The sequence below is a fragment of the Cupriavidus sp. CP313 genome (assembly GCF_054072015.1).
This window is the reverse complement of the sequence record NZ_JBSVZB010000037.1, coordinates 1-12340: the sequence shown is the minus strand read 5'-3', so window position 1 is coordinate 12340 and position 12340 is coordinate 1. Positions and strand designations below refer to the sequence as shown.

Below are 12340 nucleotides of genomic sequence, written 5' to 3'. Positions count from 1 at the left end.
GGTCGCGGCATGGAGACCCGTCCCGTGAAGAAGGGAAGTCAGCATGAAGGCTGCTCGCCAGGTTGTTTCATGATAGTGAAATTATACGCCACAACGGTATAGCTGCCCTCGATCGTCGCCCCCAGGGTTTCTACCAACTCGCGCACACCATCTATTTCGCTACAATTTGGTCAGACCAACATGGTCCTACCAACATGGTCTGACCAATTAATATTGTCCGGCGCATGCCCCGAGGTACGGACTGCTTTGTCGAGTCATGTCGACGGTTCTGGCTAGCGGGCGGCAGCGTCGGCTTAAATGAAGAATGGAGGGACAGATGATTCAGAAGACCCCGGTGCTGATCGTGGGAGGTGGACCAGTCGGCCTGGCATTGGCGGGCGATCTCGGATGGCGTGGTGTCGAGTGCACCCTGATCGAAAGGAGCAACGGAATCGTTCCTCAGCCTCGCATGGACATGGTCGGCATCAGAACCATGGAGTTCTGCCGGCGTTGGGGCATCGTCGAGGCGGTGGAACAGGCCGGCTACAACCGGGACTACCCGCAGGACTGTGCCTGGGTGACCGACTTGAATGGATATGAGTTCGGCCGGGAGACATTCCCGGCGCCAAAAAACGAAGCATGTCCGCCGCAAAGCCCGCAAAAGCGTGAGCGCTGCCCACAGAACTTCTTTGATCCGGTGCTGCAGCGCTTTGCCGCCAGCACGGGGGCCGCGGAGTTGGTGTACGAGACGGAGCTGGAAACACTGGAAGACCGTGGCGACCACGTAACCGTGACGGTCAAGGATGGGAAAACCGGAGCACGCCGCCAGATCGAAGCGCAGTACGTGGTGGGCTGCGACGGCGGTGCCAGCGCAGTGCGCCAGGCACTCGGCATCGGCATGTCGGGCGATGCCGTGCTGACTTACACGACCAACGTCATCTTCCGCTGCGACGGGCTCGAGCGGCTCCACACCAAGCAGCCCGGCTACCGCTATATCTTCATCGGACCAGAGGGCACCTGGGCGACGCTGGTGGCCATCAATGGCCGTGATCAATGGCGATTCTCTCTGGTAGGCAACGCCGAAAAGCGCACGCTCGGCGAGGACGAGATCCGCCGCGCCATCGTTCGAGCCGTGGGACGGGAGTTCGACTTCGAGATCCTCTCGGTCCTGCCCTGGGTCAGGCGGCAACTGGTGGCGGACCATTACCGCAAGGGACGGGTTTTCATCGCCGGCGACGCTGCGCACCTGACCTCCCCGACAGGCGGCTTCGGTATGAACACGGGCATCCTCGATGTGGTTAACCTGAGCTGGAAGCTGACTGGCACGCTGCAGGGCTGGGGCGGCCCCCTTCTGCTCGATTCCTACGAGGATGAGCAGCGGCCGGTCGCGGTGCGCAACGTCACAGAAGCCGGAGAGAATCTCCGGCGGATGCTGTCGCCGCGGGTGGTCAAGCCCGAAGCGGCCATCTTCGACAGCGACAACGTGCATATCGATGCGGCACGCCGTGAGTACGGTGCGCGTTATACGGAGATGATGAAGCGCGAATGGTTCTCCATCGGCATCCATCTCGGTTATGTCTATGAGGATTCGCCGATCGTCGTTCCCGATGGCACGCCCGCCCCGCCCAACGAGGTGGCACGGTACACGCAGAGCGCGAGGCCGGGATCGCGCGCGCCCCACGTGTGGCTTTCCAAAGAAAAGTCCACGCTGGACCTTTTCGGCAAGCATTACGTACTGCTGCGCTTTGGCGATCATCCTCCCGGGGTGGATGCCATCACGCAGGCGGCTGCGGAGGTCGGTCTGCCGCTGGAGGTGGCCGATATCGCGCAAGGCGAAGCCCAGGCCGTCTATGGACGCCGCCTGGTGCTGGTACGACCGGACGGCTCAGTGGCATGGCGTGGCGACACTGTCCCCGCAGATGCCCGCCGCATCGTCGATGTCGTGCGGGGCATGGGCGCCGCCGGCAGTCCTGTTCCGCGCCGCGCTTACCAACTGGCGGAGGTCTGATATGTCAGACGAGTTCATCGGCCAGGACGCGGATCGCAGACGTGCCCTGAAGCAGGACCTGGCAAAGTACCACTGCCGAGTGCACCAGCCAGATGATCCCCCATTGTTCACGCGCAGCCCGCGGCCTGCGACCCAGTCCGTACATTGGCGCTGGGAGGATCTGTCCCCCTTGCTGGAACGCATCGGACAGGAGGTCGACCTGACCGCAGGTGGGCCGCGCCGGACACTGCGCCTGCACAATCCCGGCCTGCCGCGCGGCACCACCAATACGTTCTGGGCGTCGATCCAGGTCATCCTGCCCGGCGAAGTCGCCACCGCGCACCGCCACACTGCCAACGCCCTGCGATTCATCATGCAAGGCGAGGGAGCATGGACGACGGTGGATGGCGAGTGCTATCCGATGCGCACGGGCGATCTCGTGCTGACGCCATCATGGGCGTGGCACGATCACGTGCATCGGGGCGACCAGCCGATGATCTGGCTCGATGTCCTTGACATCTCGCTGATGCAAGCGCTGGAGGCCACGTTCTTCGAACCCTACACGGATGACCTGCAGCCGGTGGACACGGTGCCGGATCGGAGCTGGCGCCAGTTCGGCAGCGGCTTGATGATGCCTCCCGGCGCGCAGCCTCGCGCCGGCGGCGCCAACCCGCTGCTGGCCTACCCTTTCGACATTGCCGAGAAGGCTATCGCTGCCGCCGCCGGCATGCCGGGTGATGCGTATGACGATGTTGCGCTCGAGTATCGCAATCCGCTGGGCGGCGGCCCTGCCATGCCAACGCTCGCCATGAGGATGCAGCTGCTGAGGTCCGGCTTTGTCGGGCGGAAGCGGCGCCACACCGGCAGCAAGCTCTACTACGTCATGCGCGGCGAAGGGGCGACCAGCGTCGGGGACCAGCGCTTCGCGTGGTGCGCCGGCGACCTCTTCACGGTTGCGCCATGGGATTGGCACGCACATGAGAACACCGGCGGGCAAGACGCCCTGCTGTGGCAGGTCAACGATCTGCCGGTACTGAAATCATTGGGTTACTTTAGAGAGGAACTGGCATGAAGATCGGGTCGTTCGACAATTACCGGATTGGTCTGGTGGAAGGAGACCAACTGTACGATGTCACCGCGGTGGTGCCTTCCGGTATCGACGCTTTTCCGCAGCAGCGATTGAACTGGCTCGTCGCGAACTGGGACAGTGTTCAGGAGGAACTCAAGCGATGCCGCGCGGCAAGCCTCCCTCGACGCCTGGATACGGTGCGCCTGCTTCCCGCCGCGCCCTGCCCGCCGCATGTATTTGCCGCGCCGGCAAACTACCGCAAGCACATCGGCGAACTGGGGGACCGCGTCGTCACCAAGGGCGGCCGCAGCGCCAGGGAACAAGGCTTCTTCTTGAAAGCACCCGGCTCCCTAATTGGGGCCGGCGGTACGATTTTCCTGCCCAAGGGTTCCACCCGGCGCTTCGATCACGAATCCGAGCTGGCGGTCATCATTGGGAAAGCGGGTCGCGATGTTCCGCGCGAACACGCCATGGAATACGTGTTCGGCTATGCCTGCCTGATCGACGCCACCATGCGTATCGAACCCGGCGTCGCGGAAGAAGAGCGCTCGATGCGCAAATCCTTCGAGGGTTTCACCCCGCTGGGGCCATGGATCGTCACGGCCGACGAGGTCGGCGATCCGCAGGGGTTGAGCAACCAGCTATGGGTCAATGGCGAACTGCGCCAGCAAGCTTCAACACAGCACATGATCGTCGGCGTGGCGGAGCTGATCGAGTTGATCTCGTCGGTGCTGCCGCTGTCGCCTGGCGATGTCATTGCCACCGGCACGCCGGAAGGCGTTGGACCGTTCGCGGCAGGCGATACGTTGAAGATCGCCATCGAGGGCGTGGGTGAAATGAGTCTGGACGTCAAGGAACGCGAAGCCGTTGCACCACGTGCGTACTAAAACGGACCGGGCCTTGTGACCAACATCGCGACGACCGCGCCACGATGTCCGATAACCCGGTGCAGGCAAGGACTGCCGGCGGCACCCGGACAAGAAGATCAGGAGACAACATGTTCAAGAAGATAACGCTGTTCGCATCCAGCGCCCTGCTGCTCGCTGCCGCGCCGGTGCTGGCTGCCTATCCGGAAAAGCCCGTCACCGTCATTGTCCCGTTCGCCGCCGGGGGCGGCATCGACGTCCTCGTCCGCGCCATGACAAGTCGGTTGACTGCCCGCTGGAAGCAGCCGATCGTCGTGGATAACAAGGCCGGCGCGGGCTCCGCGATTGGCGCGGCATTCGTGGCGCGCGCGCCTGCAGACGGCTACACACTGCTGGCAACGGTGAACCAGACTGTCGTCTCGAACCGCTTCCTGTACAAAAAGCTGTCGTACGATCCCGAGACGAGTTTTGCGCCAGTCATCATGATGGTCAAGGCCGACCAGTTGATCGTGGCCAATGCCAAGCTACCCGCAAATTCCCTCAGGGAGCTGGTGGAACTGGCCAGGAAGAAACCGGACAGCCTGAACTTCGGCTCCTACGGGAACGGCAGCCAGCCGCACCTGCTCTTCTCCGCGATCAACGATCACGAGAAGATTCAACTCCTGCATGTCCCCTACAACGGCATCTCGCAGAATCTGACCGCATTGCTCGCGGGTGACGTGCAGCTTGCCAGCGGCAGCGTCGCCGTGATGGAAACCCATATCAAGTCCGGCAGGCTCAAGCCGCTGGCAGTGGCAGGAAATACCAGACTGAGCCAGTACCCGTCCGTGCCAACCACGGTGGAACAAGGTTTTCCCTATGCCAAGAGCTCGATCTGGTATGCGCTGTTTGCGCCGGCCGGTACACCCGACGCCGTAGTCAAAGAGATCCGGGCGGCCGTAGCGGAAGTGCTGAGGGATCCGGTGTTCGTCGAGCAGCAAGTCCATGCGAAGGGTCTCACCGTTGTAGCCGGCGATGGCAAGATGCTGGCTGATACAATCCGAGCCGAAAGCCAGCAGACCTCCGCCATGATCAAGGCTGCCGGCGTAGTTGCTGAGTAGCGCCAGCGCGACAAGAGAGCTGTTCATCCTCGGCCCCACATTTTGCTCATCTATCCAGTGCGATTTCCAAGTATGGTGCCAACTCCAGATTCAAGCGCGACGACTGACAGGCCGCCACGGGTCTTCGAGGACATCTGCGAAAGGATCAAAGAGCAGCTGGCAAGCGGCGCCCTCAAGCCAGGCGACAGGCTGCCTTCGGAACGGGATCTCGCCGAGGGATTTCAAACCTCCAGGTCGGCAGTCCGGGAGGCACTGAGAAGCCTCGAGCGTTCAGGCGTGATCGAACTGCGCAAAGGTCCAAAGGGCGGAACCTACATCGCGCAGGTTGGCTCGTCCGTGGTCTCCAGCTCGCTGAACGACCTGCTGAGTTTTGGCAGCATCTCGATCCACGATCTGACGGAGAGCCGGGCCATCGTTCAGGACGCAGTCATTCGCCTCGCCTGCATGCGCGGCACCGAGGCGGACTTCGACGCGCTACAGCGCAGCATCGAGTTGACTGAGGCGCTCACCAAGGAAGGCAAACTGATAGAGCGCCGAGCCCAACTGCTGGACTACTATCGCGTCCTCGCACGGGCCACACACAACGAGGTGATGGTGCTGCTGGTCGGCGCCCTTACCGACCTGGTTTCCTCGCTACTGCAGCGGGACAATGCGGTGCCCTTGCCGACGACCGTTAAGACGCACTTCCGCATTCTGCAACACCTTCGGGCGCGCGAGGTCGAACAAGCCTCCCTGTTGATGTCCGAGCACCTTAAGAAGCTGCACTCCTATCTGGCCAAGGCGGAGAAAGCACGCCTCAAACAGCCATCTGGGAGTGTTAAGAACCTTGGGGTCGGCGTTTAGCATTGAGCGACTTGTCGCCTGCCGAGGTCCGAGATGAAAGTCATCATTCGCGAGGAGACCATCACCGATTGGGGCGAATGCAACACCCAGAAAAGGAGATGCCCCCCGAAGTGGCCGAGTTCCTCGACCGGTTAGGACGGATGGCTGAAGCCGAACCCCAAGGTTTTTAACGCTCCCATTCCGGAGTGACAGAATTGCTTTGTTCTACGGCAGGGGCGGCCATCAACGGCGGTTCCGGTGCGGCCGTAGGCGCCGGGGAAGGCCTGGTCGCCGGCTCGGCAGTTGGTGCCAGCAATTTCGCTGCACAACCGCCGGATTTACGCCGCCTTCCCTTGATCACGAGAACTTCGCGGTTCTATGCCCGCTCGCCCTGGTCGGCACCGCCTTCGATCCGGTTCGTGTTCCTCGGCTCGCAGCTTCCTCCCCACGATCGGTCGCCCTTTAGCAGTTGCGCTTCGCTTCGTTCGCTGTGATCAACTTACGGGGGGACACCCACAAGAGTGCGCCCATGCTGGGCGCACATAAAAAATGCCGTTCAGTTCTTAACTGAACGGCTTTACCCCCCACAGGAAGGCGTCCAACACGCCAGCCGACGCGAGTCCTGTGCACGGGGCATTGGTGCGCAGGACGTGGGCCCGCGGCGGGTAATGTGACAGCCTCCTCGAAGGTGCTGCCCGCCGACATGCTGCCGCACATCAGGCAAAAAAAGCCGCCTCCACGCATGCACGCGGAAGCGGCGCTTGGCGGCGGCCTGGATTGCCGCCGCGAGCTTTTAGTCTTTATGCCAGCAGGTAATTATTGCTGGCCGCCTTTCTGGCCTTGCTGGTTCTGCTGCCCAGCCTGGTCGGTCCGTTGGCCTTGTTGCCCTTCCTTGTCGTGCTGGCCGCCTTGTTGGCCTTGGCCACGATCCTGTTGCTGTTGTTGGCCGCCCTTCTGGTCCTGGCTGCCAGACTGGCCGCCTTGCTGGCCGGATTGCTGCTGTTGCTTGCTTTGGTCTTGCTGGCCTTGGCCGGGTTGCTGTTGCTGTCCCATCGTGCTCTCCATGGTGCGGCGGAATGCCGCGTTTATGAAAGGGTGCAAGCTGCGTGCCCCGCTTCGGGCCGCATGCCACCTCTCGATCAGTCGAAATCTAGCGCCATAAATTATTGCTAGCCAATAATTCACACTAATTGCTGGCCAGCAAACACGCTACCGGTCGCCCTCCGTGCAGGCCCCATCGGAGAACACGTCGCGCCGGTCACTTACACCCGAGCTCCATCGGAGAACACGTCGCGCCGGTCAGTCACCCGGGGCACCGTCCCCATAGCATAGGCCCGTAAGCGTCACGCCGACGCATCGCAGCAGACGGTTTTCTTATCGGGCTTATGACGCGCGGCTATATGAGATCGCGGCACCCATGACGCGCCGCGGATCGCCGAACACGGCAGCCGGCACGAAAAAACAGGATGCTGGTTCAACCAATTTCGTCATCGCTTTGAGAAGCTTCGCAAACCTGCGTGGGTATCCCTCTCCTTGCAAGCAGCCTTGTTATGCTGCCGCGCTTCGCGTCATATAGGTCGAGTCGCTGCTGAGCAGCGCCTGGATGACGCGCGCGTTCGGTTCGTGTTGGCCAGCGCGACCACCGCGCAGTTGTGCCCCCGCATCGCGCAATCATCTGCTGCAGCCAGACGCTCTGCGGATCGGCTTTCGTCGTTGCGTAGCGCAGGACCGCCCGCGCCCCGTGGATGAGTAAGGTTGGCATCGCTCCGATCACCGCCACCGCCACCGCCATGGTCGCCGCCGTCGGTGACGCGAAGCCCCAATCATACCCACCTGAAGTTCGGCATCAGGTCGCTGTGCTCGTCGATACTGACGCCGCCCAGTTCGTTGATCATCTGCTTCATGGATTCCTTGGATTTCGAGTCGCAACTGGCAATCATCAGCAACTGGCCCGGTGTCATTTGCGCCTTCTGCCGCCCCAGCCCGAGGCGGCCGATCTTGGCGCCGACCAATCCGCCGATCCACCAGCCGATCATCGCGCCGAGCATGATGGCGCCAACATACGCAATGGCAGTGGCGCCCGTACCGGCGGAGACTCCGTATCTGAAAATTACCAGCGCGGCGAGGATCGCGCCCACGAAAATCCCGGTGATCGCCGCTTCTTCGCGATACGTAGTCTGGCCGACGTCAATCTTCGGCAATCCGTCAACTGGCTGATTGTCGCGCTGGACAAACCACGGTCCCGCGACGAGTGCTGATGTACCGGCCAAGTCGCCTAATCGCGCTTGCGCCAGCCTCGCCGTGACGGCGTCTTTCAGCCTGAAATACAGCAGCGTGCGCATGGTGTTACCTCACTCAATCTCAATTTCCACTTCCGGCGAACCGGCGGATGTTTGCGGAATGATTCCGGCTTAGGCTCCAGCGCAGGTTAGGCCAGCCTTCGTTGACAGCGCGATCCCAGTCAATCAGTAGCGTGGCTGCCTGATGCCATTGTGTTGCCACCAATCGTATGAATCCAAATCGCTGGATGGTTCCCTTCGGCGACTGGCCGACCTGGCGGTCGCGCAGTAGGCGCGTGGCGGGAATGGCCCGGTAGGTGGTCTTTGCAGGATTGTTCGGCACGATTTTTCCTTTATTGCTTGCAAGGTTGTGCTGCAGTTGTGACCAAGCGCCACCGCTGTGGGCTCCGATCTTCCATTGCGAACGGGTAATCATTTCCATCCGTCCCGCATTGCTGAGGATCTTTACGGCATCATCGTCACGATGAGATCGCGACTCGGCTAGCCTGAAACGCGGAAGAGCAGCAAGGAAAGCGGAAATCAACCTTGCGATCGGTTTTTCGGCAAATAATCCCAATCGCCGGACATCGATTGCATCGATCTTGGCGAACGACCGGCTTCCTTGGTTACTGGGGGAGTGGGCGAACAGAGGTCGCCGCGTGGCATCTTGCATGAAATTTCCAGGAATCCCCGTGAGTGACTTCAGGAGTCACCAGTCCTAAGACGTCATCGAGGGGGAAGGCCCGGAAACGAGTGATAGGCGAACCAAAAGCACGCGGCTTCAAGGACGCTACAACTAACAGTATAGGGGGCCGTTGCATGCCGTCCTAACGCCCTTACAAAATGGCCTGGCAGGCGTTGCGCGCGCACCTGCGGCGCCCACTAACCCGGACCGGTCGTCCACCGCTGGCTCTACACTGAAATGGAAATCCACAGCAAACTTCGCTGGCCGGATCTCTTTTCTTTTTCTTCAGATCGTCGTTAACGCGAGGCCTGAGATGAACCGTCTCCGATACTCGGTGAGCCTGTCCTACGAGGTCATGGATCCCATGGTGGACTTCCTGCTCAACATTGAAGCTGCCAGGACTTCCCGGCAGTTCGTCGTCGCCGAGCGATTGATTTTTCCCCCGTCAATTCAGGCAACCCACTACACAGATCTTGTGCAACCGCCTGCTTAGGATGCGCGTACGAAGGACTGCCTTACCATCCGCTATGAGGCAGTCGTTGATATCGATCACTGCCTGGACGACAGCGATCGATTGTCAGAAGTGCCTGTTGCCGAACTACCGTTCGTTGCCTGGCACTACCTGGCACCTAGATTGTGAATCTGACCGTCTGATGGAATTTGCGATGCGTGAGTTCGGGGGCATGCAGTGCGGTTATGCCCGCGTCTATGCGATTCGGGAGTGGGTGCGCAATCACGTGCGTTTTCGCTCGCGCTCCACCAACGAGCGCACGTCGGCGGTCGATACCATCGTTGAACGCACCGGTGTCTGCCGAGACTTCGCCCACCTGATGATTGCGATCTGCCGCGCCCTGAGCATTCCGGCGCGCATGTCCAGCATGCCTGGACTATGGATCGGACCCGACAACGGACCCGCCGGATTTCCATGCGGTGGTAGAAGTGTACTTGTCCCACCGGTGATACCTGCTCGATCCCTCTGGCTTATCGATCCCGACGGGGCTGCTCCGTATCGGCACCGGCCGGGATGCCGCTGACGTACCGTTCGCGGTTCATAGGTCAACGTGGCGAGGTCTCGCAGCAGCGTTTGCGGGCTATGCACGGGTAGGTCGTCGTCGGTACGGTGGCGCAGCTTTGGCGTCGGCACCCCGGATTTCTGATCACCCAGCGTTGCCAGATCCTCATCGTCGTGGAGCAGTCGCTTGAGCCCTTCGCGCAGATGCCACTCGACGGAGTAGGCGAGCATGCATAGAAACACATGTGCGTGCACGCGCGACACGCTGAAGTGATAGATCGGACGCACGTGCAGATCGATGGTCTTCATCGAGCGGAAGGCCCGCTCGACCTGCGCCAGGCTCTTGTAGGCCAGGACCGTCTGAGCTGCCGCGCGGGTTCCGTAAATGTCTGCTCGACGAAGGTCCGCAACTGGCCCAGGTCGGTCCTGGCGTAGGCCGCTGTGGCCTGCACCGAGGCATGCCCGAGCAGCGCTTGGACGGCAGGCCCGCGCGGCCGGATGCGCTGTCACGGCTTTCGAATCAGCTCGGGCGAGTCGTGGGCTGGTCGAGAGGGCTTACGATCCAGTCCCGCGCCTCCGAGGCCTGATCGACCCGGAATGTCCTGATGTGGCCCGGCACCACGAAGCGGAAGACATCGACTGCGCGGCGGATCCAGTCATGATCTGTCAGAACGGCTATGGCTTCCCAGTGCCAGTAATGGGCGATTCCCAGTTTCAGGTCATCCCATGCCGCACCTGCGGCCATCCGCGTGAAACCGGGCCCGAGCTCATAGTAGACGCGAACCTTGTCGTGTCGCTCCATCGTGGTTGCCACGGCGGGAATCAGAACCCGCTCGTAATCATCTCGTGTTACTTCGCCGGACGCACGCACGGCGACGACGTTGCCGGGGAATCCTTCCAGGATTTCGATCATGGCAGCTCCTGCCTGCGGGCCTTCGCAGGCGCGCGGCCGCCTGCATGCATCGCTGATGCGGACGCGCCTTGTGGTACCCGCTGAAAGACTTGCTTCCACAGTACATGCGGCCTGCGTGCGGGCCCAAGGAAGATTACAGAATAGGCAAGTCAGAATGCGGGCCGAACCAGCAACATTGGCTTTTTCACCAGCTGCGGCACCCGGAGCAGCCGCGCCACGGGGCGTGGAGCTGGCGCGACGGCTGACGTTTTACTAGCGCGCCTAGGGTTCTTATGACGGTAAGCAGCCACTCATGAGGTAAGTTCGCAACAGCTTCTTATTGCCAGGAGGCGCTCGGACGGATACTCACTCGTGCAGTATATGAGCTCGCGCCAACGTCCACTTCTGGCCAGCACAAACCGCGGCGAATGCTCGATTCGTCGCGTCGCTACAGTCCCACCAATTTCCCCGCAGGACTCCAAAATTGCACCCTGCCAGATATGGCTTCCCTTGATTGCGACGCGCGGAAGCAAGCAAGCGAAACTCCGAGCGATTCTCGGCCGCCAGAACAAGAAAGCGACGAGTGACGGATACCGCTAGTAGCGTGCACGCAGTTGCCTAACGCCAGGAAGGCCCAGTCCGCCATGTGCCAAGCATCGCTCGCACACGTCACTACCTGATAAAGATAGCCCCTCTCATGCGAGACCATACCCGTGAGGCGCCCAAACTCCCACGGAGCTTCTCCAGAAAATCGCCAGAGGCCTGCAGAGCGAAAGTCTTATCTTGACGCTGATGCATCGGGAAGCCTCCAAATGTGTTGGAAGGAATCCTAGCATGACCAAAGAGCGTCCCATTATCTTCAGCGGCTCCATGGTGCGCGTGCTAACTAGAGCGCGCATCAATCTGCTTTCTGGCCCACACCGAAGCGTGCTGCTGTTGCAGATCACTATTTCGGCTAATGGCGCTCACTAATTCTGCAAGTGTGGGGGCTAGCCAGGATGGATGGATATGATGAAGGAAAAATGCCCTTTTTCCTGCCGACGCTCGCGGGCGCTTTCAATGGAGATCTCACTGGCGCGCAGATCGTGGCGTGAACGCGGATCGCCAGAATATGCCTATTTTTCCGATCTTTCGCGAGGTCATACGCATGGCTCTACCGAACTATCACCCTCCCCCTCCGCCCTGCCCGGCCGCCAATAGAATCTCGCCGACACCGGCTCGGCGCTCGCACACCTAAAGTTGTGACTCTGGTCAATCGACACCGAGACTCGAGAAGTCCCTTCAAATCAGGGCGCTGCTAGGCTCTACCTCGCTAGGTGCGTTGCCTTTCCCACGGAAAGTTGTGTTCCGGGGAAGCGATTTCACCTAATGTTGTGTCTAGTTGGAGCGGGATGGAGGGCCGTAGAGTGCGCGCCAGATTACGTCTGCGAGCCCGAACCGTTGCTGCTGATGCGTCAGACGTCGAGATCAACTTGGCGACGTGGCCCGCGGTCGACGACCAAGCTTTGCCCGAGGCTCAGCGTGCCAACTTCCGCGCACGCGTTTGCGCGGTGCGGCTTTGGAGCGGCCCCCTGAATCGCCGGACACAGTCCCCCACTTACAATAGCGGGTAGGCATACGACTGTGTTTATGACTAAAACGAAGCAGGA

11 protein-coding genes and 3 pseudogenes are annotated in these 12340 nt (G+C 61.1%); 7 read left to right on the top strand and 7 right to left on the bottom strand.

Features of this window, described 5'->3' with window-relative positions:
- Positions 1–316 precede the first annotated feature (316 nt).
- The 5 genes from ACW4E8_RS34135 to ACW4E8_RS34115 all read left to right on the top strand — a co-directional run bounded on the left by ACW4E8_RS34135 (position 317) and on the right by ACW4E8_RS34115 (position 5844).
- The gene (locus ACW4E8_RS34135) at positions 317–1987 is read left to right on the top strand and encodes an FAD-dependent oxidoreductase (RefSeq protein ID WP_456808543.1); all 1671 of its coding nucleotides are present in this window, start codon (positions 317–319) and stop codon (positions 1985–1987) included.
- Complete coding sequence (locus ACW4E8_RS34130; RefSeq protein ID WP_456808542.1) at positions 1899–3038, top strand: cupin domain-containing protein; 1140 nt, start codon at positions 1899–1901, stop codon at positions 3036–3038. Before ACW4E8_RS34135 ends, ACW4E8_RS34130 begins: the two co-directional genes overlap by 89 nt.
- Positions 3035–3922 (top strand): fumarylacetoacetate hydrolase family protein, encoded by an 888-nt coding sequence (locus ACW4E8_RS34125; RefSeq protein WP_456808541.1) that lies wholly within the window; start codon positions 3035–3037, stop codon positions 3920–3922. Before ACW4E8_RS34130 ends, ACW4E8_RS34125 begins: the two co-directional genes overlap by 4 nt.
- 110 nt (positions 3923–4032) lie before the next feature.
- Positions 4033–5001 carry a Bug family tripartite tricarboxylate transporter substrate binding protein gene (locus ACW4E8_RS34120; RefSeq protein ID WP_456808540.1) on the top strand — a complete coding sequence of 323 codons (969 nt, stop codon included), beginning with the start codon at positions 4033–4035 and terminating at the stop codon, positions 4999–5001.
- A 72-nt stretch (positions 5002–5073) separates the two neighbouring features.
- Positions 5074–5844, top strand: coding sequence for a FadR/GntR family transcriptional regulator (locus ACW4E8_RS34115; protein WP_456808539.1), 771 nt, complete (start codon positions 5074–5076; stop codon positions 5842–5844).
- 795 nt (positions 5845–6639) lie between these two features.
- Here ACW4E8_RS34115 and ACW4E8_RS34110 read toward each other — a convergent pair.
- The 4 genes and pseudogenes from ACW4E8_RS34110 to ACW4E8_RS34095 all read right to left on the bottom strand — a co-directional run bounded on the left by ACW4E8_RS34110 (position 6640) and on the right by ACW4E8_RS34095 (position 8775).
- Positions 6640–6876: a hypothetical protein gene (locus ACW4E8_RS34110; protein ID WP_456808538.1), complete on the bottom strand. Its 237-nt coding sequence runs from the start codon at positions 6874–6876 to the stop codon at positions 6640–6642.
- Between the two features lie 495 nt (positions 6877–7371).
- Positions 7372–7579, bottom strand: a pseudogene (locus ACW4E8_RS34105) (IS110 family transposase); the annotation flags it as partial.
- A gap of 67 nt (positions 7580–7646) precedes the next feature.
- A complete protein-coding gene (locus tag ACW4E8_RS34100) occupies positions 7647–8165 on the bottom strand; it encodes a hypothetical protein (protein ID WP_456808537.1) in 519 nt (172 codons plus the stop codon).
- 19 nt (positions 8166–8184) lie between these two features.
- Entirely contained in the window at positions 8185–8775 is a 591-nt protein-coding gene (locus ACW4E8_RS34095; RefSeq protein ID WP_456808536.1) for a hypothetical protein, read from the bottom strand.
- Positions 8776–9281: 506 nt separating this feature from the next.
- Here ACW4E8_RS34095 and ACW4E8_RS34090 point away from each other — a divergent pair.
- Positions 9282–9821: a transglutaminase-like domain-containing protein gene (locus tag ACW4E8_RS34090; RefSeq protein WP_456808607.1), complete on the top strand. Its 540-nt coding sequence runs from the start codon at positions 9282–9284 to the stop codon at positions 9819–9821.
- A 136-nt stretch (positions 9822–9957) separates the two neighbouring features.
- Here ACW4E8_RS34090 and ACW4E8_RS34085 read toward each other — a convergent pair.
- The 3 genes and pseudogenes from ACW4E8_RS34085 to ACW4E8_RS34075 all read right to left on the bottom strand — a co-directional run.
- Positions 9958–10162 (bottom strand): annotated as a pseudogene (locus tag ACW4E8_RS34085) (IS1634 family transposase); the annotation flags it as partial.
- Positions 10105–10284 (bottom strand): annotated as a pseudogene (locus ACW4E8_RS34080) (hypothetical protein); the annotation flags it as partial. The pseudogenes ACW4E8_RS34085 and ACW4E8_RS34080, both read right to left, overlap by 58 nt.
- Before the next feature lie 35 nt (positions 10285–10319).
- A complete protein-coding gene (locus ACW4E8_RS34075; RefSeq protein WP_456808535.1) occupies positions 10320–10712 on the bottom strand; it encodes an STAS/SEC14 domain-containing protein in 393 nt (130 codons plus the stop codon).
- 813 nt (positions 10713–11525) lie between these two features.
- Between ACW4E8_RS34075 and ACW4E8_RS34070 the strand changes: the two genes are divergently transcribed.
- Positions 11526–11663, top strand: a complete 138-nt coding sequence (locus ACW4E8_RS34070; RefSeq protein ID WP_456808534.1) for a hypothetical protein — start codon at positions 11526–11528, stop codon at positions 11661–11663.
- Positions 11664–12340 lie beyond the last annotated feature (677 nt).